The 20,047-nt window shown below is 72.0% G+C and carries 24 protein-coding genes and 1 tRNA gene; 11 read left to right on the forward strand and 14 right to left on the reverse strand.

All coding sequences use genetic code 11. The features are described from left to right. The first annotated feature begins 79 nt into the window (after window positions 1-79). Window positions 80-805, forward strand: coding sequence for a DUF4839 domain-containing protein (locus HNR22_RS20495; RefSeq protein WP_179781702.1), 726 nt, complete (start codon window positions 80-82; stop codon window positions 803-805). Window positions 806-991: 186 nt separating this feature from the next. Here HNR22_RS20495 and HNR22_RS20500 read toward each other — a convergent pair. After that, a tRNA-Lys gene (locus HNR22_RS20500) sits at window positions 992-1,063 on the reverse strand. Between the two features lie 158 nt (window positions 1,064-1,221). Here HNR22_RS20500 and HNR22_RS20505 point away from each other — a divergent pair. Both HNR22_RS20505 and HNR22_RS20510 read left to right on the forward strand, forming a co-directional pair. Beyond that, a complete protein-coding gene (locus HNR22_RS20505; protein ID WP_179781703.1) occupies window positions 1,222-1,524 on the forward strand; it encodes a hypothetical protein in 303 nt (100 codons plus the stop codon). A 160-nt stretch (window positions 1,525-1,684) separates the two neighbouring features. Continuing rightward, on the forward strand, window positions 1,685-2,767 hold the full coding sequence (locus HNR22_RS20510; protein WP_179781704.1) for an NAD-dependent epimerase/dehydratase family protein: 1,083 nt from the start codon (window positions 1,685-1,687) through the stop codon (window positions 2,765-2,767). Between the two features lie 108 nt (window positions 2,768-2,875). On the opposite strand, the gene HNR22_RS20515 is transcribed toward HNR22_RS20510, so the two are convergent. The 7 genes from HNR22_RS20515 to HNR22_RS20545 all read right to left on the reverse strand — a co-directional run bounded on the left by HNR22_RS20515 (window position 2,876) and on the right by HNR22_RS20545 (window position 8,971). Then, window positions 2,876-4,057 carry a hypothetical protein gene (locus HNR22_RS20515; RefSeq protein WP_179783645.1) on the reverse strand — a complete coding sequence of 394 codons (1,182 nt, stop codon included), beginning with the start codon at window positions 4,055-4,057 and terminating at the stop codon, window positions 2,876-2,878. Between the two features lie 134 nt (window positions 4,058-4,191). After that, window positions 4,192-4,941 carry a ZIP family metal transporter gene (locus HNR22_RS20520; RefSeq protein ID WP_179781705.1) on the reverse strand — a complete coding sequence of 250 codons (750 nt, stop codon included), beginning with the start codon at window positions 4,939-4,941 and terminating at the stop codon, window positions 4,192-4,194. 54 nt (window positions 4,942-4,995) lie between these two features. Then, a complete protein-coding gene (locus HNR22_RS20525) occupies window positions 4,996-6,186 on the reverse strand; it encodes a GNAT family N-acetyltransferase (protein ID WP_179781706.1) in 1,191 nt (396 codons plus the stop codon). Window positions 6,187-6,278: 92 nt separating this feature from the next. Further along, a complete protein-coding gene (locus HNR22_RS20530; RefSeq protein ID WP_179781707.1) occupies window positions 6,279-6,971 on the reverse strand; it encodes an ABC transporter permease in 693 nt (230 codons plus the stop codon). After that, a complete protein-coding gene (locus HNR22_RS20535; RefSeq protein ID WP_179781708.1) occupies window positions 6,968-7,813 on the reverse strand; it encodes an ATP-binding cassette domain-containing protein in 846 nt (281 codons plus the stop codon). Before HNR22_RS20535 ends, HNR22_RS20530 begins: the two co-directional genes overlap by 4 nt. After that, a complete protein-coding gene (locus tag HNR22_RS20540) occupies window positions 7,810-8,148 on the reverse strand; it encodes a PadR family transcriptional regulator (RefSeq protein ID WP_179781709.1) in 339 nt (112 codons plus the stop codon). The genes HNR22_RS20535 and HNR22_RS20540 overlap by 4 nt, the downstream gene beginning before the upstream one ends. 103 nt (window positions 8,149-8,251) lie before the next feature. Next, the gene (locus tag HNR22_RS20545) at window positions 8,252-8,971 is read right to left on the reverse strand and encodes a PP2C family protein-serine/threonine phosphatase (protein WP_099849794.1); all 720 of its coding nucleotides are present in this window, start codon (window positions 8,969-8,971) and stop codon (window positions 8,252-8,254) included. Window positions 8,972-9,034: 63 nt separating this feature from the next. On the opposite strand from HNR22_RS20545, the gene HNR22_RS20550 reads away from it, so the two are divergent. Further along, window positions 9,035-10,075 (forward strand): LuxR C-terminal-related transcriptional regulator, encoded by a 1,041-nt coding sequence (locus HNR22_RS20550; protein ID WP_179781710.1) that lies wholly within the window; start codon window positions 9,035-9,037, stop codon window positions 10,073-10,075. A 5-nt stretch (window positions 10,076-10,080) separates the two neighbouring features. On the opposite strand, the gene HNR22_RS20555 is transcribed toward HNR22_RS20550, so the two are convergent. Beyond that, window positions 10,081-10,641, reverse strand: coding sequence for a helix-turn-helix domain-containing protein (locus HNR22_RS20555; RefSeq protein ID WP_179781711.1), 561 nt, complete (start codon window positions 10,639-10,641; stop codon window positions 10,081-10,083). 57 nt (window positions 10,642-10,698) lie between these two features. On the opposite strand from HNR22_RS20555, the gene HNR22_RS20560 reads away from it, so the two are divergent. Beyond that, window positions 10,699-12,015 (forward strand): benzoate/H(+) symporter BenE family transporter, encoded by a 1,317-nt coding sequence (locus HNR22_RS20560; RefSeq protein ID WP_179781712.1) that lies wholly within the window; start codon window positions 10,699-10,701, stop codon window positions 12,013-12,015. Window positions 12,016-12,082: 67 nt separating this feature from the next. Here the strand turns inward: HNR22_RS20560 and HNR22_RS20565 are convergent, their stop codons facing one another. From HNR22_RS20565 to HNR22_RS20580, 4 genes are all read right to left on the reverse strand, one after another. Next, a complete protein-coding gene (locus HNR22_RS20565; RefSeq protein WP_088951050.1) occupies window positions 12,083-12,454 on the reverse strand; it encodes a hypothetical protein in 372 nt (123 codons plus the stop codon). Window positions 12,455-12,532: 78 nt separating this feature from the next. Next, window positions 12,533-12,784, reverse strand: coding sequence for a hypothetical protein (locus HNR22_RS20570; RefSeq protein WP_030332357.1), 252 nt, complete (start codon window positions 12,782-12,784; stop codon window positions 12,533-12,535). A gap of 82 nt (window positions 12,785-12,866) precedes the next feature. Next, window positions 12,867-13,325: a large conductance mechanosensitive channel protein MscL gene (gene mscL / locus HNR22_RS20575; RefSeq protein WP_179781713.1), complete on the reverse strand. Its 459-nt coding sequence runs from the start codon at window positions 13,323-13,325 to the stop codon at window positions 12,867-12,869. Between the two features lie 39 nt (window positions 13,326-13,364). Beyond that, on the reverse strand, window positions 13,365-14,045 hold the full coding sequence (locus tag HNR22_RS20580; RefSeq protein ID WP_179783646.1) for an FCD domain-containing protein: 681 nt from the start codon (window positions 14,043-14,045) through the stop codon (window positions 13,365-13,367). Window positions 14,046-14,179: 134 nt separating this feature from the next. Between HNR22_RS20580 and HNR22_RS20585 the strand changes: the two genes are divergently transcribed. After that, entirely contained in the window at window positions 14,180-15,460 is a 1,281-nt protein-coding gene (locus HNR22_RS20585) for an MFS transporter (protein WP_425488068.1), read from the forward strand. An 11-nt stretch (window positions 15,461-15,471) separates the two neighbouring features. Here HNR22_RS20585 and HNR22_RS20590 read toward each other — a convergent pair whose 3' ends face one another. After that, a complete protein-coding gene (locus HNR22_RS20590; protein WP_179781714.1) occupies window positions 15,472-15,828 on the reverse strand; it encodes an STAS domain-containing protein in 357 nt (118 codons plus the stop codon). A gap of 164 nt (window positions 15,829-15,992) precedes the next feature. Between HNR22_RS20590 and HNR22_RS20595 the strand changes: the two genes are divergently transcribed. The 5 genes from HNR22_RS20595 to HNR22_RS20615 are packed head-to-tail and all read left to right on the forward strand — an operon-like array spanning window position 15,993 to window position 20,047. Further along, on the forward strand, window positions 15,993-16,853 hold the full coding sequence (locus HNR22_RS20595; RefSeq protein ID WP_179781715.1) for an STAS domain-containing protein: 861 nt from the start codon (window positions 15,993-15,995) through the stop codon (window positions 16,851-16,853). Then, complete coding sequence (locus HNR22_RS20600) at window positions 16,853-17,263, forward strand: STAS domain-containing protein (protein WP_179781716.1); 411 nt, start codon at window positions 16,853-16,855, stop codon at window positions 17,261-17,263. Before HNR22_RS20595 ends, HNR22_RS20600 begins: the two co-directional genes overlap by 1 nt. Further along, window positions 17,260-17,679: an ATP-binding protein gene (locus HNR22_RS20605; RefSeq protein ID WP_179781717.1), complete on the forward strand. Its 420-nt coding sequence runs from the start codon at window positions 17,260-17,262 to the stop codon at window positions 17,677-17,679. The genes HNR22_RS20600 and HNR22_RS20605 overlap by 4 nt, the downstream gene beginning before the upstream one ends. After that, window positions 17,667-18,689 carry a SpoIIE family protein phosphatase gene (locus HNR22_RS20610; protein ID WP_425488069.1) on the forward strand — a complete coding sequence of 341 codons (1,023 nt, stop codon included), beginning with the start codon at window positions 17,667-17,669 and terminating at the stop codon, window positions 18,687-18,689. Before HNR22_RS20605 ends, HNR22_RS20610 begins: the two co-directional genes overlap by 13 nt. Next, complete coding sequence (locus HNR22_RS20615) at window positions 18,686-20,047, forward strand: ATP-binding protein (RefSeq protein ID WP_179781718.1); 1,362 nt, start codon at window positions 18,686-18,688, stop codon at window positions 20,045-20,047. Before HNR22_RS20610 ends, HNR22_RS20615 begins: the two co-directional genes overlap by 4 nt.

Below are 20,047 nucleotides of genomic sequence, written 5' to 3' on the forward strand. Positions count from 1 at the left end.
GCCGGTGTCAGTTGTGCCTGTCTTTTATGCTGCGCCAGGCAGTTGGTGTGAGCAGTCCATTCAGGGAGCGCGGAGCCGCATGGCCGACGAGATCAAGTATGAGTACAAGACCGTACGGCCAGTTCGCGGCACCGACGGCTGGGTCATCTCGAAGATGCAGAAGGATGGCTGGGAGCTCGTGCAACAGGCCCCAGGCGCGCTTCGCTCCACCGTCGACTTCCGTCGGCCGAAGAAGCCGCAGCCGTGGCTCCTGATCGGCGCGGCGGCCGCCGTCCTCGTGATCCTGGCCGTCGTCATCGGCACCGCCTCTGCACTCAGCGGCGGAGATGAAAAGAAGGACGAGTCAGACAAGTCGACGGCTGCTGTGAGTGAGAAACCGTCTGCTATGCCGGCTCCGACCGCTGTTGAGTCGGCTGCCACTGACGTGATCACGCCGCAGAACAATCCGGAGTTCGCCGCGCTGCTGAAGGCGGACAGTTGCGACGACGCGAACCTGGCCTTCGCGACCAGGCACGAGGGTAAGACGGTCGCGTTCAACGGCTCGATCGTGAACATGGTGCCCCGCGGTGACCACGACACCCGCTACGACTTCCTTCTGGGACCAGGCGACAAGGGGCCGAACACGACGGTCGGCCCGGCCTTCAAGTACGAGGACGTCAACATCCTTGACCTGAAACTAACCGGCAAGCAGATCCCCGCCACCGTTGGCGTAGGCGCCAAGTTCCGCTTCGTCGCCGAGGTAGGCGAGTTCAAACCCGCCCAGTGCCTCTTCTTCCTCGACCCGGTCTCGACGGAAGTCCGGTAGTCAAGATGGGCAGCGGCGTCATCACTGCCCAGCTTGCCGGGTGATCACCTAGGCGGACACGTCACGGCCGGGCCGTGATCCGCTGGGCACGCTGGACCGGTAAGCGGCTACTGCTGCGCTTCGCTGCTCCACCGGCCACACTCGTGGCAACAGCGGCCCGCAGGGGGTCGCTGAGCTGCGGAGAAGTGGGCCGCCAGGGACTCGAACCCTGAACCTATGGATTAAAAGTCCACAGCTCTGCCATTGAGCTAGCGGCCCGCGCGCTCAGGTTACCCGACGGTGAGCGGCGGCGACTCTCGGCTTCCGGCCGGCCGTCGATGCCTGCCGTCAGCCGGCGCTCGCCTGATCACCACCCGGTCACCGAAAGGCCCGGCGGGGTGAGGTTGATCAGGCGACGGTGGGGAACCGGGATGGGCATGAGGGCGAGCAGCATCCCGGCCGTGGCGGCGTCGGGCGAGGAGATCGGGCCGGACGGCGTACGCCAGCCGGGTGGCGAGGTGCATGCCTGGCGGCCCGGTCAGAACCAGACCGTGTGCGGCCTGGCTCTGAGCCGGACCCGACTGCGTCGATTCCCGCATGTGCCCTTCGATTACTCGGGCACCGACGTGCTCACGGAGGCTGACGCGGTGGGCTGGATCTGCCCGCGTTGCCTGGCCGCTACCACCGGCCGGCGGGGGACGGAGAAGCACGGCTGGGTCCGGGACTCTCCTCGCCCTTGATCGACTCGGGTTTCCGGAAGTCGGGCTGTCGTGCCCGCCGGGATACCGCGACTTTCAGGAAGCCGAATGGATCAAGACCGCCACGCACGCCGGGCACGCCGGGCGCGCCAACCGCGTGGGTGGGCGGTTGAGCTGCTGCTGGGCGGGTACGGGGTCGGGCATGCGGATCGTGGTGGTGGGGGCGAGCGGCAACGTCGGTACGGCGCTGCTGTGGCGGCTGCGCCGGGAGCGGGGTGTGGAGCTGGCCGGGGTGGTCCGGCGGTTGCCCGGCCCGGATGCCGGCGAGCCGTACGACCAGGTTGAGTGGCACTCCTGCGACATCGGCGCGCCGGGCGCGGCGGGGCAGCTCGCCGAGGTGTTCGCCGGTGCGGACGCGGTGGTGCATCTGGCCTGGCAGATCCAGCCCAGCCACGACCAGCGGGTGTTGCGGAGGACCAACGTCGACGGCAGCCGGGCGGTGATCGACGCGGTGGTCCGGGCCGGTGTGCCGGCTCTGGTGTACGCGTCGTCGGTCGGCGTCTACGCGTCCGGTCCGAAGGACCATCCGATCAGTGAGCGGTGGCCGGCCACCGGTGTGCCCGGCTCGTCGTACAGCGAGCACAAGGCCGAGGTGGAGGCGCTGCTGGACGGGGTCGAGCGCGAACACCCGGCACTGCGGGTGGTGCGGATGCGACCCGGGTTGATCTTCCAGCGGGCCGCGGGCACGGAGATCACCCGCTATTTCCTCGGCCCGTTGGCACCGGTGCGGCTGCTGCGCTTCGGGCGGATCCCGCTGGTGCCGACGAACCGCCGGTTGCGGATGCAGGCGGTGCACGCCGATGACGTGGCCGACGCGTACACCCGGGCGGTGCTGGGTGATGCGCGCGGCGCCTTCAACGTCGCCGCGGACCCGGTGCTCACCCCGGAGCTGGTGGCCCGGCACTTCCACGGTTGGACGGTGCCGGTCGCCGCGCCGGTGCTGCGGGTCGCGGCGGCGCTGACCTGGCGCGCGCGGCTACAGCCGGTCGACGCGGGCTGGGTGGAGCTGGGTCTGAACGCCCCGCTGATGTCCAGCGAGCGCGCCGAGACTGAGCTGGGCTGGCAGCCAACGATCAGCGCCCTCACGGCGCTCAAGGAGCTCTTCGCCGGAATGGCCGACGGCGCCCACACGGGAAGCCCACCGATGTCCGGCGCACGGGACCTGCCCGGCCGCCCCGCCGCCCTGCTCGAAGCCCGCCCCCCAGGCCAGGGCAACCCCTACTGACCCCAACCCGCCGGTAGGCAGCGGTGATCAAGAGGTTTCGGTCAGGAAACGCGGCCCCGGTGACCGAAACCTCTTGATCACCAGCGCGGACGCGCAGCGCGGGGCGGATCAGGTCAGTTTGGATGCGGTCACTGTGGGGTTCTGGGCACCCAGGAAGAAGATGCCGGGGAAGCCGCGGGTCTCGAACTTGCCGCTCGGGTTGCGGCGCAGGGTCGAGTTTTCGATCTTCATGGTGCCGGTGCGGTTGTTGCTCACGAAGAAGACCGCACCGCCGCCCTCGTTGGCCTTGTTGTTCTCGATGATCGTGCCGGCGATCCGGACGGTGAACTCGTTGCCGTCGCAGTAGATCGCGCCACCGCTGCCGCCTCCCGGCGTGCCGGACTTGGCCGGGTTGGCGCCGCTGCCGATCGCCTCGTTGTTCTTGAGCAGGCTGTTCAACACCACCCACGAGACGCCGATGCTGCTCAGGGCCCCTCCGTTCGAGCAGGAACCGCCGTCGAAGGTGCTGCCCACCACGTACACCGGCTTGTTCTCATGCTGGCTGAGCACCCGGATGGCCGCACCACCCAGGTCGGGGCCGGTACGGTCGCAGCGGTTGCGGACGAAGCGCGAGTTGACCACCTTGAACCGCCCACCGCGGACGAAGATCGCCCCACCGCCGCCGCCCTCAGCCTTGTCGCCGGTGGAGTTGCCGTCGGCGAACGTCAGGTTCTGCACGGTGAGCTGCGGGTGGTCCTGGTTCTGGCAGTGCGAGGTGGTGAAGCCCTGGGCCTCGTCGCAGGTGTTCATGTAGAGGATGCGGCGCTGGCCCTGGCCGCTCAGCGTGACAGTGCCGCCGCCGTCCAGCACGACCTTCGGCCCGTTGGCGTTGCGGACCTTCGCGGTGGCGGTCATCTTGATCGTCACCGGGGCCGGCCCGCAGTTGAACGTGATGACACCGCCGGCCGCGACGGCCTTCACGACCGCCGCGGAGGTGCAGCTCGCCGGGGTGCCGGTGCCGACGGTCCGGGTCGGCTTCGAGGTGTCCACCGCCCGGGCCTCCGCCGGCACGCTGGCCCTGCCGTTCGGGTTGCCGGCCGCGAGGACCTTCTCGGCGGGCTTCGGGCTCGCGCTGGCCCCTGGGCCACCGAGGCCGTCGCGGGCCTCCGGTGCTTCGCCCTGGCCGCTGGTCGGGGCCATTGGCGAAGCGGACGAGCCGGCCTCGAAGGTGGGGGCCGGGTCATTGGGCGCGCAGGCGGGCAGGGTCGCGGTGGCGACACCGAGGACGACCAGAGCGGCAAGCGACGTCATGCGCACCCGGTGATGCTAGGAGTCGCGACGGCATCACGACGAATCCGCCAGGCCGGATTAATGCACCGCTAAGCCACGCCCGCCGCCCGCCCGCCCGCAGACCGCCGCGCCGCTTGTGGCGGCGTGTTCGGTGGTCAGCTGTGGGAGAGGGCGAACGCGGTCAGGAAGCCGGCGACCGTGACCAGACCGACCAGCAGGTGCGCGTCCTCGAACGCCTCGGGAACCATGGTGTCGGTGATCATCGCGAGGATCGCGCCGGCTGCCAGTGCGGTGATCCCGGCCAGCACCTCCGGCGGGGCACCACCCAGCAACGTGTTGCCGAGCAGCGCCGCGACCCCGCTGATCAGTGCGATCCCGGTCCAGAGCAGGAAGACGTACCGCCGGGTCCGGCCGGCCTGTCGCATGCCGGCCGCGCTGGACAGGCCCTCCGGCACGTTGCTGAGGAAGATCGCGGCCACCGTGACCAGGCTGACCGCGCCGCCACTGAGCAGGCTCGCGCCGATCACCACCGATTCCGGTATGCCGTCGAGCAGTGCGCCCACGGCGATCGCCGACCCGGAGCCGGGCTGCTCGTTCTCGGAGGGCTGCTGGTCGCCGGACCGCTTCCGGTGCCGGGCGCCGTGCCGGGCGAGGGCCACGTTGGCCACTGTGTAGACGACCGCTCCGCCGGCAGCGCCGAGCGCGGTGGGCAGCAGGCCGCCCTGGTCGTGTGCCTCGGCGATCAACTCGAACGACACGGCGGAGAGCAGCACCCCCGCCCCGAACGCCATGATCGACGCGGTGACGCGCTGCGGCACCCGAGCGAACCAGCCGACCGCCGCCCCGACCAGCAGAGCCGACCCGGCCAGCAGCCCCCACCCACCCGCCTGTAACCACTCCGGCATTCGCGGGACCCTACCCACGCCCGCCGGGGCGACAAACCCGATCGTGAGGAAGGCTCAGAAGTCGGCGAAGAGATACGGCACCCGGCGGGGGAAGATGCCGCGCAGCTCCGTGGCGGCGTCCACCGGCACCTCACCCAGACCGCGCAACGGCAGCTCGGCCGGGTCCAGCACCCCGTACGCGAGGGCGGAGAGCCCGGCTGCGGTGAGGGTGGCGGTCGGCGTGCGGTCGGCGGTGTCGCCAACCAGCTCCAGCGCGCCGGTCGTGCCGTCCAGCAGGTGCGTGCCGGCGAGCCAGCGGTCCCCGGTCAGCTCGACCCGTACCCGGCCGGGGCCGGCGGGCAGCCCACGCAACGCGTCCAGCGACAGCAGCCGGGCCATCGGAGCCGAGGAACCCGGCACTGCCGTCCGTGCCTCGACGTGCACGTCCAGGTCGGTCAGCCACAGCTCCGGCAGCTCGTCGGGCGGGACCTGGACGGTGACCCGGTCGATCTGGTCGACGTGCCGGGCGAAGAACTGCAACAGCAACGCCCGCGCGAGTGGGTCGGCGACCAGCAGCTCGTTGCCGTGCAGCGTGCCGCCGTGTTCGTCGATCCGGTACGTCACCGCGCCGGTGACCTCCCCGCCCACCCGGGCGGTGATCAGCCAGTACTCGTCCCGGTCGCGCATGCCGACCGCCCGGTAGTCCGGGAAGATCGAGAAGCCGTGTCGTTCCTGGAGGTTGCGCTCGGTGAAGGCCCGCCACGCCGGATAGCCGGCGGCGATGCGTTCCCAGCTCACCTCGCCGGGCAGGTCCACCCGGAGCAGTGACCCCAGGTTGGCCGGGGTGAAGGTGACCCGGCGCGGCTTGGGCAGCCCGGTGTAGCCGAACCGGGCGTAGAAGCTGGGACGGAACGGATAGAGCGCGCTGAGCGAGTGCCCCTCGTCGCGCATCTCGTCGAGAAGTTGGTGCAGCAGCGTCCGGACGTGCCCCTGCCGGCGGGCCAGCGGGTGGGTCGCCACCCCGGCGACACCGGCCATCGGCAGCACCACCCCGCGCAGGTTCTGCCGCATCGGAATGGCCGAGACGGCGGCCAGCGTTGCGCCGCCCTCCTCGGCGATCAGCGTCCGGTTGCCCTCCTGGTAGGGCAGGTAGTCGCGGAACTCGTCGATCCGGGCCGCGCTGAGCGGCGAGGACTCGAAGGCGTACGCGGCCAGCGGGAAGCTGGTGGTGAGACGGTCGTCGGCGGTCACCCGGCGGATGGTCATTCGCCCATCTCAGCCTGCCGTACAGGTCGCAGCAACCCGATTGGCGGGATCCGTGCCACCGGCGCGGCGCTCGACGCCGGCCGGCACACCGGTCATCCGACCGGCAGGTGCCGCAGGTGCCGGCGGCGGCGCAGGCGGACGCTGACCACGGCGGCCACACCGACGACCAGCAGGACGGTCACGGCGAGCCCGTGCAGCACGCCACGGGAGAGGTAGCCCTGGTCGGTGTGGTCCACCGCCCAGGTGGCGATCTCCCGGGTCGACCAGAACGGCGTCAACTTCGCCCCGGACCCGGCCGGGTCGATCAACATCTGCACCGTGACCACGGTGAGCAGCAGCAGCGTCCCCTCCATCTCGCGGGGCAGCAGCGCGCCGATCAGCATCCCGAACGGCGCCGCCACCGCGACGGAGCAGAGCAGCGCGGCGGCCAGGCCGCCGTACCGCAGGTCCGCGCCGTCGATCATGGGGAGCAGGAAGAACGGCACGGAGATGACCAGCCCCACTGTCCACAGGCCCAGCACCCGGCCGAGGTAGAGATGATGTGGACGGTAACCGGCCAGCCGCAGCCGCGGCTCCAACTCCCGAGCCGCGGTGGTGGCGAACAGCGCGGCGGTGCTCACCGCCCAACCCACGCCGAGGAGCAGCGACCGGACCGACTGCCCGAGGTAGGCGTCCCGCCGGATCAGGTAGAAGGTCAACGGCATCAACAACAACAGCAGGAGTACGCCCCGACGCCGCAGCAGCTCCCGCAGGGTCATCTCGGCGACGGTCAGGAGCCGGTTCACGGGTGGCCTCCCTGGACGCCGGGCGCGTGCCACCCGGCGTCCTGTGCAGGTGTCAGGTCGAGCACGATGTCCACCCGGTCAAGTTGGTTGAGCAGGTGGGTCACCACGACGATCGCCGCGCCGCCGTCGCGCAGTCGGCTGAGCTGGTCCCAGAAGTTGACGTAGGTGCCCTGGTCGAAGCCCTGGTACGGCTCGTCGAGCAGCAGCACGTCCGGGGCGCTGAGCGTGGACATGGTCAGGTTGAGCTTCTGCCGGGTGCCGCCGGACAGGTGGCGGGCCTGCACGTCCCCGCCCGCCTCCCAACCGAGCTGGCGTGCTGCCGCCCGACCGGCCCGGCGGGCGGGACCCCGGGACACGCCCTGACCGGCGCCCACCAGCACGAAGTGCTCGTCGGGGAGCAGGAAGTCGGCGGTGCCGCCGGACTGTGGGCAGTAGCCGAGCTGTCCGGAGACGGTCACCTCACCGGCGTCGGGTGAGATCAGGCCGGCGCAGATCCGCAGGAAGGTGCTCTTGCCGCAGCCGTTCGCACCGATGACGGCGGCGATCTGTCCGGCCCGGACGGTCAGCGTGGCGTCGTGCAGCACCGTTCGCCGCCCGTACCGCTTGGTGATGCCCGCCGCGTGCAGCCGGACCGGCCCGGGGCGCGGTCCGGGCGCGGTGCCGATGCTCTCCACGACGGCGCCCGCGTACTGCTCGGGTGGACCGAAGACGACCCAGGGGTCGCCACCACCCTCGCGCAGGTGGGTGGCCGCCTCGGCGACCACGTGCCGGGCGGCGTCCGCCGCGACCCGGCGCTGGTGCAGCTCGACCGTGAGCGTTCGCAGCCAATCGTCGGCGTTCACCGGGTGACCCCCTTCGTGACGATGTCGTTCACCGGCTGGACGAAGGTGAGCCAGGCGCTGCCGCCCGCGCGGAGTGCCGCGTACCCGTCGTCGGTGAGCCGGTAGTACTTGCGGGCCGGCCCGGCGCTGCCCTCCCGCCACTGTGCGGTGACCAGGCCGGTCTTCTGCAGGCGCAGCAGCACGGGATAGAGCGTGCCGCCCTGGATGGGCCCGACGCCCGCGGCGTCGAGCGCCTGGGCGAGCTGGTAGCCGTAGGACTCGCGGTCGGACAGCAGGGCCAGCACGCAGATGTCGAGCACCCCCCGCAGCCACTGCCCGCGCCGGTCGGAATCCACGGGTCGGACAGTAGCGGCGCAACCTAGATGGCACAACTACCTACTTGGGTCGACCGGATCCTGTCCGGCCGGTTCCGCGAAACCGTCGAACAGGTCCGCGAGGTCAGCGGGCGACGACGTCGGAGACGACGACTGTCACGTTGTCCGGTGCGCCGGCGTGGTGCGCGAGCTTCACCAACTGCTCACCACACTGCTGGCGGTCGGCGTACATGCCCAGCGCCGCCGCGATGGCCTCGTCCTCGACGTAGTCGGAGAGCCCGTCGCTGCACAGCAGCAGTCGGTCGCCGGGGACCACGGTGAGCACCCCGATCGCCGGTGGGGTGTCGGCGCCCTGCACGGCCCGGGTCACCAGGGACCGCTGCGGGTGGTGACGCGCCTGGTCGGGGGAGAGCGTGCCCTGGTCGACCAGCGCCTGCACGAACGTGTCGTCCCGGGTGAGCTGGGTCAGCTCCGCGTCGCGCAGCAGGTAGCAGCGGGAGTCGCCGACCTGGGCCAGCACCAGCGTCTCCCCGGCCAGCAGTGCCGCGGTGAGCGTCGTGCCCATCCCGTCACGGGTCGGGTCGACGGTGATGGCGGCGTGGATGCGCTGGTTGGCGGTGCTGACCACGGCACGCAGGGCGTCGGCGGCGGCGTCGGGCTCGGTGGGCGGGGCCAGCTCGTCCAGGATCCGGATCACGATCTCGCTCGCCACCTCGCCCGCGGGCAGCCCGCCCATGCCGTCGGCGACGGCGATCAGGCGGTCACCGGCGAGGGCGGAGTCCTCGTTGTTGGTGCGCACCAAGCCGATGTCGTTGAGGATGACCGAGCGGAGGATCAGCGTCATGGGGTCAAGCTTGCCAAGAAGACCCTGCCTTCGTCTCTACGCACTACTGCGTAGGGTTGAGAAATGATGCCGGTGTCCATGGTCGGACGCGCCGGCGAGCTTGCCGAGCTCGACCGCGCGTGGTCCGTCGTGTCGGCGGCCGGCCGCTCGACGCCGACCGTCGCGGTGATCACCGGCGCGGCGGGAGTGGGCAAGAGTCTGCTGGTCGCCGCCGCTGTGGACGCCCTCACGCCTCGTCCCGCGATGATCCTCTCCGGGGCCGCCCGGGTGCACGGCCCGGCCCCGTACGACTGGTTGGCCGCCGTGCTCACCGGGCGGGACACCGGTCGACTCGCCCTGCCGCCGGACGCGCTGGCGTGGCTGGCCCAGCAGCCCACCGCACCCCGGGAGCGGTACGCGCCCGGCACCCTGCTGCGCCTCGCCGTGCGTACCGTCCAGTTGTTGGTCGGCGCCGGCCCGGCCGTGCTCGTGGTGGAGGACCTGCACGCGCTCGACCCGGCCAGCGTCAACCTGATCGGCGAGCTGGCCACAGTGGCCGAGCTGCCCGCCCTGCTGGTGGTGGCCAGCCGGCCGGCCGCCGACGCGGTGGCGCCGGAGCTGACCCGTCGTGCGCTTGCCCGGCTCAGTGGGGTCCGGGGAGCCGTGCGCCAGCACCTCGGCCCGCTGCGCCAGGCCGAGGTCGCCGAGGTCCTCACCCAGGTGTACGAGGGCTGCGACCCGTCCGACCGGCTGGTCGCCTCGCTCTGGCGGTGCACCGGCGGCAACCCGTACGCGCTGACCGAGTTGCTGGCCGCACACGCCGGAGACGGGCCGGAGGCGTTGCTCCGGCGACTGCCCGAGCCGCGCCCACCGGTCGAACCGATCGCGGCGGTGGACCCGGTGGCCGCGGTCGACAGGGAGTTGACCGCCCGGGAGGTCGAGGTGCTGGGCTGCCTTGTCGACGGGATGTCGAACAAGCAGGTCGCGAAGGCGCTCGGCATCTCGGTGCGCACGGTCACCGTGCACGTGTCGAACCTGCTGCGCAAGACCGGCTCGGCGTCGCGGACCGAGGTCGCGCTCTGGGCGGTACGCCGCCGGCCGCCGGTGCCCGCCCCGGTGGACTGAGGCGATCAGCGGCGCGGATAGCGCAGCAGCAGGCTGGCGGCGACCTCCTCGTCACCCACCGCCGCGTACGTGTGCGGCACGTCCGACACCCAGCGGAGGTGACCGCCGGCCGAGGCGATCAGCGGCGCGTCGGCCGGGCCCGCGCGCAACACCCCGGCGAAGACGGTGAGGTGTTCGGTGACGCCCGCCTGGTGGGCGGGGGAGAGCTGCCCGGGCCCGGGTGCGACCCGCATCCGGTACAGCTCGTAGGTCGCGTCGGTGTCGGTGAACACCTCCAGCAGCGTGGCGCTGACCGCGACGCCGTGCACGGTGGGCTCGTCGGACGGCTCGGCCAGCACGGCGGTCAGCGGTACGCCGAGTTGCGCGGTGACCGCCCAGAGCGTCTCCAGGGTCGGGTTGCGGGTGCCGTGCTCCAGGCCGGAGAGGGTGGCCTTTCCGACGCCGGCGAGTCGGGCGAGTGCGGACAGCGAGATCCCCCGCTCCTCGCGCAGCGCGCGGACCCGTCGACCGACGACGGCGGGGTCGACATCGAGGTCCGGGCGGCGGGCTGGTGGTGGGTGCGGCACCCGGCTATCGTGCTACACGCTGCCGTTCCGTAAACGGAACGGCCGGGGAGGGTGGGAATGACCGGACGTGTGCAACCGGTGCTGGCCGGTGTGGTCACCGCGCTGGTCGGCTTCGCCAGCTCGTTCACCGTCGTGCTGGCCGGGCTCCGCGCGGCCGGCGCGTCGGACGCGCAGGCCGCCTCCGGGCTGCTGGCCCTCTGCGTGGCGTGCGGGCTCGCCGCCGCCTGGCTGGGCTGGCGGCACCGGATACCGATGAGCGTGGCCTGGTCCACGCCGGGCGCGGCGCTGCTGGTCGCGACCGGGCCGCCCCCGGGCGGATGGCCGGTCGCGGTGGGCGCCTTCCTCGTCTCCGGTGCGCTCGTTGTCGCGGCCGGGCTGTTCCCACCACTCGGCCGCGCGGTGGCCGCCATTCCCAAGCCGGTGGCCGGCGCCATGCTCGCCGGGGTGCTGTTGCCGCTGTGCACCGCCCCGGTCCGCGCGCTGGTCGAACTGCCCCTGGTGGCCGGGCCGGTGGTGGTCGGCTGGCTGCTCCTGCACCGGTTCGCCCGCCGTTGGGCGGTGCCCGGCGCGCTGGTCGTGGCGGTGGCGGCGATCGCGCTGACCACGCCGCCGGCCGGTCTGACCGGTGCCGCGCTGGTCCCGTCGGTCACGCTGACCGCGCCGTCCTGGAACGCGTCCGCGCTGGTCGGGCTGGCCCTCCCGCTGTTCCTGGTCACCATGGCCGCGCAGAACGTACCCGGCATGGCCGTGCTGGTCGGCTACGGCTACCGGCCGCCGTTCGGCGCCGCTCTGCGGGCCACCGGCCTGGCCAGTCTGCTCGCCGCCCCGGCCGGTGGGCACGCCGTGAACCTCGCGGCGATCACCGCCGCGCTCGCCGCCGGCCCCGACGCGCACCCGGACCCGGAGCGCCGGTGGGTCGCCTCGGTCACCGCCGGCGTCGGGCTGGCCCTGCTCGGGTTGGGTGCCGGCGTGGCCACCGCGCTGGTCGCGGTCGCCCCGCCGATCCTCATCGAGGCGGTCGCCGGGCTGGCTCTGCTGGGCGCCCTCGCGACCGCGCTCGCCTCGGCGGTGACCGACCCGGAGACCAGGGAGGCCGCAGTGGTCACCTTCGTGGTGACCGCCTCCGGGGTGACGCTGATCGGCGTGGGCGGCGCGTTCTGGGGCCTGGTCGCGGGCTGCCTGATGCTGCTGCTCTTCCGCCGCCGCCGCCCACCCGCCGCCGGGCCGGAGCAGCCCGCTCCCGCCGCTGGGCCGGAGCAGCCCGCTCCCGCCGCGCTGGGGCGACCCGACCCCGCTGCGCTGGGGCGACCCACCCCCATCACGCCGGACCAGCCCGCGCTCGCAGCGCCGGAAAGATCCACTCGGGGTTCATGAAATCGGGGTGTCCTAAGGCCCCGGACGCCCCGATTTCCTTGAACCCGAGTCGATCAGGGTGGCGGGGCTACTCCTCGGGCGGCAGGTCGGCCACACCGACGGCGAGGAGGACCCGGCCGTCGGCCACCGACCCGATCCGGTCGGCCGGCACGTACACCGCGCCCGTGCGGGTCAACTCGGTCGAGACCTTCAGGTAGCCGCTGTGCAGCAGCCGCGCCGCCAGGTCGGCCGGGACGTCCGGCTCCTCGACGGCGGTCGCCTCGATCAGCTCGTCCAGGCTGCTGCCCGGGTCGGCGGTCGATGTCTGGACGGTCACCGCATTGGGGTCTCCCCGCTGGACGAGGTCCACGGTCCCGACCTCGGTGCCGGCTGAGTCGATCACCGGCATCCCGGTGGTGATCCGCGAGATGGTCGCCTGCTGCTCGTCCTGCTGGTCCATCCCACCGCGGTTCCCAGGGCGATACGCCGCTAAACGCCGTCACCGCCCGACCCGCAGCCCGGGCAGCGTCCGGGTTGCTCAGGTGTTCGGGAGGGTCCAACCGCCCGGCGGGCGTGGAGACAGCTCCCGCCAGGTGTCCGGGCCGTCGAGAAGCGCCCGGACGGTGTCCTCGGCCTCGTCCGCACTGCCGTACTCGTAGAACCGGGAGATGCCCTCCGCGCCGCCGGCCCGCTGCTCGACGTGCCACCGGTCCGCGTCCACCCGCAGGAAGACGTCCCGCCGGGCCAGTCGCCCCCACTTCCCGTTCCACCAGTGCTTTCGCTGCTCCATGGCGGGACTCTATCGAACACACGTACGAGAAGATGCAGCCCCTGCGGGAATCCCGCAGGGGCCGATGTGCATCTCGTTCGGGTCAGCGCGGCGCCGGGGGTTCGGTCCGGCGGCCCAGCACGTCGTCCAGTGCCCCACGCTGCTGGCCCGGGGTGGTGTGACCGGCGGAAACCAGCGCGTCCCGGATCTCGGTGAGCAGCTTGACCTCCTCGCTCGGCGCCGCTGGCGGCGGCTCCTCGCCCCGCTGCCGACGCTCGGCCAGCTTGTTCATGGGGAACACCACGAAGAAGTAGAGCACCGCGGCGGTGAGCACGAACGTGATCAGGGCGTTGATGAAGGCCGCCCAGTCGAAGATCTGGTCGTTGATCGTCCACTTCCCGGCGGTGAGACCGCTGCCCCCACCGATTGCCTTGATCAGTGGTTCGAGGAACGACTTGGTGAGTTGGGTGACCACGCCGGTGAACGCGGCGCCGATCACGATGCCAACCGCCAGGTCGACGACGTTGCCGCGCATGATGAAGTCTTTGAAGCCCTTGAGCATTCGTACTCCTGAGGTGTCCGCTTTTCTGTCCGGCACAACCTATGCCCGTTCGGCGGGTTCCAGAAAAGCGCCGGCTTCGAGCGCGGCCCGGCCGGGATCACCGGCCCGGATCGCCTCGACCAGTCGGGTGTGGTCGACGTAGCGCTCTGGGGTGAGCGCGCCTCCCATCGCCTCGGCGACCGTGCTGCGCAGGGCTGTGCCGACCGAGGCGTACAGCTCGGCGAGCATGGCGTTGTGCGCGGCGGCGACCACCGCCGTGTGCAGCGCCGCGTCGGCCTCGACGAACGCGTCGACCAGGCCGCCGTGCCAGGCGGCCTCGCGCTCGGCGAGCGCGCCGTCGAGCGCCGCCAGGTCCTCCGGTGTACGCCTCAGCGCGGCGAGCCGGGCGGCCTCCACCTCGAAGGCCCGGCGTACCTCGATGACCTCGGTCATCCGGTCGTCGCCGAGGCGGCGGGCCACCACCGGTGCCAGCTCGTCGGTGGACACCACGTACGTGCCGGAGCCCTGCCTGCACTCCAGCACCCCGGCATGCACCAGGGCTCGGACCGCCTCGCGGACCGTGTTGCGCCCCACGCCCAGCGCGGCGACGAGCTGCGGCTCGGTGGGGATGCGCCCGCCGACCGGCCACTCACCGCCCAGGATCCGGGCGCGGAGCTGCTCGGTCGTCTGCCGGACGCGGTGGCCGCGAGGCGGCACGGCGGGCTGGCCGGGGGGCGGCACGGCGGGCTGGCCGGGGGGCGGCACGGCGGGCTGGCCGGGGGGCGGCACCGGCGGCGCCGAGGGGAAATCAACCGACGGTGGCACTGGTTACATCACCGGTCCCAAATTCATCCCATGATTGTAGGTTAGAGGCCATGACCCCGCCACCGACCGCCGCTCCGGCGCCGCCCGCTCCCGTCGCCGTCGACCCTCGCCCGCCGCGGGACCCCGACACGGGTCGACGGACGCACCCGGCTACCGGTGGCGCGCTCGTGCTGGTCGGGATGCTGCTGGTCGCGCTCAACCTGCGTGCCGTGGTGACGAGCCTCGGCGCGCTGCTCGACGAGGTCCGCGACGGGCTGGGCCTCTCCGGCGCCACCGCCGGCCTGGTCACCACCCTGCCGACCATCGCGTTCGCCGGCCTCGGCGCGCTCACCCCGTGGCTGGTCCGCCGGGTGGCGCCGGCCCGGGTGCTGGTGGTCGCCATGCTCGCCCTCGCCGTCGGTCAGGTGCTCCGCGTCATCACCGACTCGACCTGGGTCTTCGTGCTCACCAGCGCCCTCGCGCTGTCCGGCATCGCGGTCGCCAACATCCTGCTGCCGATGCTCGTCAAGCAGCACTTCCCGCACCGCACCGGCCTGGTCACCGGCGCGTACACGATGGCGTTGACAGTGGGCACGACGGTGGCCGCCGCCTCCGCGGTGCCGATCGCGCACGCCTTCGGGTCGTGGCGGGCCGGGCTCGGCGTCTGGGCCGCGATGGCCGCGGTGGCCGTACTCCCGTGGGTGCCGCTGGCGCTGCGGACCCGGGCGGGCGCGCGGCGGGCGACCCCGACGGCGGTCGCCGCAGCGCCGGTGCGGGTTCGCCCGGCGCGCACCCGGCTCGGCTGGGCGATGGCCGTCTACTTCGGGGCGCAGTCGCTCAGTGGGTACGCGATCATGGGCTGGCTGGCCCAGTTGTTCCGCGATGCCGGCTACCAGCCGGAGTCGGCCGGGCTGCTGCTCGCCGGGGTGACCGCGCTCGGCGTGCCGATCGCGCTGCTGATGCCCACCCTGGCCGGCCGGCTGGGGAGCCTGCGCCCGCTGGTGCTCGGGCTGACCACCGCGTCGACGCTGGCTTACCTGGGTCTGGCCCTCGCGCCGCACCGCGCCGCGCTGCTCTGGGTCGCCCTCTTGGCAATCGGGCAGGGCGCGTTCCCGATGATCCTGACCGCCATCGGACTACGTGCCCGCACCGCCGAGGGGACCGTCGCGCTCTCCGCGTTCGCGCAGAGCACCGGGTACGTGATCGCCGCTCTCGGCCCGCTGATGGTCGGCATCCTCTACGAGGTGACCGGGGGCTGGACCGCGCCGATCGGGTTCCTGCTGGGTGCCCTCGCCGTGCAGACCATTGCGGGCATGGCGATCGCTCGTCCCCGCTACGTCGAGGACGAGTGAAACCACAGCGGTCAGGAGGAAGCCGGCGTCGATTCGCCGGCGACTGCCTCATCCACCGTGGGGTAGGTGTGCAGCACCTCGACCAGCCCGCTCACCTCGAGGATGCGCAGCACCCCGCGCTGCGGTGCGGCCAGCCGGACCACGCCGCCAGCCTCGTCGCAGCTGTTCTTGGCGCGGACGAAGACCGACAACCCGGTCGAGTCGCAGAACGAGACGTCCGCCAGGTCGAACACCAGCCGGCTGCGGCCCTTGTCGAGCAGGTCGGTGATCTGGTCCTGAAGCTGCGGTGCGGTGGCCATGTCCAGCTCGCCCGCGACCGACACGACGACCACGTCGCCGCGCTGTTCCGTGTGCACCGTCAAGGACATTCGCCAGACCTCCTGTTAATGGGGGGAACGGTATCCCACGACCGGGGTCGTACGCAGAAGGGGAGCCGGGATCCGGTGGCCGACGTCATTCCGTTGCTACGGGGCAAGTAGTTGATCAGGTCCCGGTGATAGAGTCCGCCCGGTCCAGGTCAAGGGGGTTCCAAATGGCGTTGAGCACCGAAGAAAGTCACCGTCTCGCCGCGCTGCTCAGCGGGCAGGCCGAGCGGGTCACGACTCGATGGACCGAGATCGTCACCAGTTCGTTGCGAGGCCGGCTGAGCCAGGCCGAGCTGCGCCGTCAGGTCCAGGATCTGCACAACGCCATCGTCGCCACCGGCGAGCAGGGTGACATCGACCTGGCCGGCGAGAACGCGGCCGAGTTGCGGGCCGCGCTCTCCGAGTTGTCCCGTGGTCGGGCCCGGCAGGGCTTCTCGGCCGCCGAGACCACGATCAGCATCTTCGCGCTCAAGGACGTGCTGGCCGAGCTGGTGCAGGAGGCCGGCGGCGCCACCGCGCTGCACGACTTCGTCGCCTTCTCCAAGCTGGTCGACGAGATGGGCCTGTTCACCTTCGAGAGCTTCGTCCGCACCCGGGAGAGCCTGATCGCCGACCAGGCCGAGCAGTTGCTCGAACTCTCCACGCCGGTGGTCAAGCTCTGGGAAGGTGTGGTCGCCGTTCCGCTGGTCGGCACCCTGGACTCGGCCCGGGCCCAGGTGGTGATGGAGCGGCTGCTCCAGACCCTGGTCGACACCGGCTCCCCGTACGCGATCATCGACATCACCGGTGTCCCGGCGGTGGACACCCAGGTCGCCCAGCACATCCTGAAGACCGTGGTGGCCGCCCGGCTGATGGGCGCCGACTGCATCATCTCCGGCATCCGCCCGCAGATCGCGCAGACCATCGTCGCGCTCGGCATCGAGTTCGGCGACATCGCCACCAAGGCGAGCCTCGCTGACGCGCTGCGTCACGTGCTGCGGCTCAGCGGAGTGGAAACCGCCCGTCGCCAGCCGCGTCGGGGCATCTGATGGAGCGCGTTCCGATCCTCAAGATCGGCGACATCCTGCTCGTCTCGATCCAGCTGGACATGTCCGACCAGACGGCCGTCCAGCTCCAGGAGGATCTCGCCGAGCGGATCGTGGACACCGGCTGCCACGGCGTCATCATCGACATCACCGCGCTGGACATCGTCGACTCCTTCGTCGGGCGCATGCTCTCCACCATCGCCTCGATCTCCAAGGTGCTCGACGCGGAGACGGTGGTGGTCGGGATGCGCCCAGCCGTCGCCATCACCCTTGTCGAACTGGGGCTGTCGCTGAACGGCATCCGTACCGCGCTGAACGTCGAACGCGGCATGGAGCTGATCGCGGCTGCCCACGCCGACGAGCTCGATGACCAGCTCGACGACGATCCGGACGCCGAGACGGCCACGCCGTGACCACGGGCCTCGACCTGGGCCAGCCGCAGGCACAGGCGATCCAGAGCGACGAGGACGTGGTGCGCGTCCGGCAGCTGGTTCGCGCCGTTGCGGTGGCCGTCAAGCTGTCCCTCGTCGACCAGACCAAGGTGGTCACCGCGGCGAGCGAGTTGGCCCGCAACACCCTGGTGTACGGCGGTGGCGGCTCGGTCGAGGTGACGACCGTGGACAACGGCCGACGCAAGGGCGTCCGGATCGTCTTCGCCGACTCCGGGCCGGGCATCGCCGATCTGAATCTGGCCATGACCGACGGCTACACCAGCGGCGGCGGGCTCGGCCTCGGGCTGAGCGGGTCCCGCCGGCTGGTCGACGAGTTCGAGATCGAGACTTCTCCCGAAACCGGCACGCGGATCACGGTCACCAAGTGGTCCCGGTGAACGCCGAGGCGGTTACCGACAGTGGCATCTGGTTCCGGGTGGAGGCCAGCAGCGCGGCGAGCGCCGTCCGACGCGCCGCCGAGCGCCTCGGTGCGCAGGTCGAAATGGGTGCGGCGCGCATCGCCGACCTGGCCATCGTCGCCGCCGAGCTGACCAGCAACCTGGTCAAGCACGCCGACGAGGGTGTGCTGCTGCTCCGGCCGGTGCGCCGTGCCGGGCAGGCCGGCGTGGAACTGATCGCCATCGACTCCGGGCCCGGCATGGCCGACCTGACCGTCTCGTCCCAGGACGGGCACTCCACCACCGGCACCCTCGGCATCGGTCTGGGTGCCATCGTGCGGCAGGCCAGCTGGTTCGACGGATATTCCCTGCCGGGCAAGGGCACCGTCCTCGCCGTGCAGGTCTGGCCGGCGGAGCCGGCCCGGCCGTCCTGGGCCGGCGCCCTCACCCGACCGTTGACCGGTGAGACGGTCAGCGGCGACGGGTACGCCGTCCGGGTCGCCGACGGACGGCACCAGGTGCTGGTCAGCGACGGGTTGGGGCACGGCCCGCTGGCCGCTGCCGCCACCGAAGCGGCACTGGCCGCGTTCCGGGACGCCCCGGCCGGCCCACCGGCGGTGGTGGTCGGTCACCTGCACCGGAGCATGTCGCACACCCGTGGCGCGGCGCTCGCGGTCGCCGAGCTGGCACCGACGGCCGGTGTGCTGCACTACGCCGGACTGGGAAACATCGCCGGCGTCGTCGTCGAGGGCGACGGTCACCGGCGAGGGCTGGTGTCGCTGCCCGGCATCGCCGGTCACCAGCGGCCGACGATCCGGGAGTACGACTACCCACTCGCTCCGGGTGCCCGACTGGTGATGCACAGCGACGGGGTGGTCGACCGCTGGCGGTTGGCCGACTACCCGGGCCTGGCGGAGCGATCCCCGCTGGTCATGGCGGCGACCCTCCTGCGCGACGCGGGTGTGCGACGTGACGACGCCTGCGTACTGGTCGCGAGGTCCTGGACATGACCGGCGAGCCGGCCGCGCTGCCGCTGTTGCAGATGGCGCTGCGGGTCGAGCAGGACATCTTCGTGATCCGCCAGCGGGGCCGCGAGGTGGCGGCGGTGGTCGGTCTGGAACACCAGGACCAGGTTCGGATCGCCACCGCGCTCAGCGAGGTCGCCCGGGACCTGTTGCGGACGACCGGCGGTGCGGACGTCTCCTTCCACATCGACGCGGGTGCCGACGGCCGGTTCCACCTGGTCGCCGACCTGGCCCCGGTGGCTCCGCTCCCGGACGGCCGCTACCAGCCGCAGTCCGGCGCGGTGTCCCGACTGGTCGACACGTTGAGCGTGTCGACCGTCGGGGGGGTTACGGTCGTGAGGATGTCCCGACGAGTTCCGGCCAGCGCGCCGACGCCAACCCCGGAGCGGCTCGCCGAGTTCCGCGCCGAACTCGGTCGTACCGCGCCGTCCAGCGCGCTGGACGAGTTGACAGTGCAGAACGGGCAGCTCATCGCCGCCCTCGACGAGGTGCGCAGCCAGCGCGACGAGCTGGCCGTCCTCAACGAGGAACTGGCCGAGACCAACCGGGGTGTGCTGGCGCTCTACAACCAGCTCACCGAGGAGTTGGAGGAGACCAACCGCGGTGTCGTCGCCCTCTACGCCGAGCTGGACGAGAAGTCGGCCCAGCTCCGTGCGGCGAGCGAGTCGAAGAGCAGGTTCCTCGCCAACGTGAGCCACGAGTTGCGCGCCCCGGTCACCGCGATCATCGGGTTGGGGCGGCTGCTCACCGACTCCGCCTCCGATCCGCTCACCGACGAGCAGGGCCGCCAGGTCGATCTGATCCGCTCCTCGGCGGCGGATCTGCTCAACCTGGTCAACGAGTTGCTGGACCTGGCCAAGGCGGAGTCCGGCCGGATCGAACCGGACCTGACGGACGTCGACCTGCGGCCGGTCTTCGGTCAACTGCGCGGCACACTGCGCGCGCTGGCCACCCGCCCGGAGGTCGAGCTGGTGGTCGAGGAGCCGGCCGGGCCGGCACTGCTGCGCACCGACGAGGTGCTGCTCGGCCAGGTGCTGCGCAACCTGCTGCACAACGGGTTGAAGTTCACCGAGCGCGGTGAGGTGCGACTGCGGGCCCGCCGGCACGGCGACCGCTGGAACTTCGAGGTCACCGACACCGGGCCGGGCATCGCCCCCGAGCTGCACGACCGGATCTTCGAGGAGTTCTACCAGGTGCCGGGCGCCACCCGGGTCGGTGGCACGGGCCTCGGCCTGCCGTACGCCCGGCGGTTGGTGACACTGCTCGGCGGGACGCTGGAGCTGACCAGCGGGCCGGGCCGGGGCAGCACATTCACCGTCTCCCTGCCCACCGGCGGGGCGTGA

It is taken from the genome of Micromonospora jinlongensis, from assembly GCF_013410645.1.
In the GTDB taxonomy this organism is placed as follows: domain Bacteria; phylum Actinomycetota; class Actinomycetes; order Mycobacteriales; family Micromonosporaceae; genus Micromonospora; species Micromonospora zamorensis.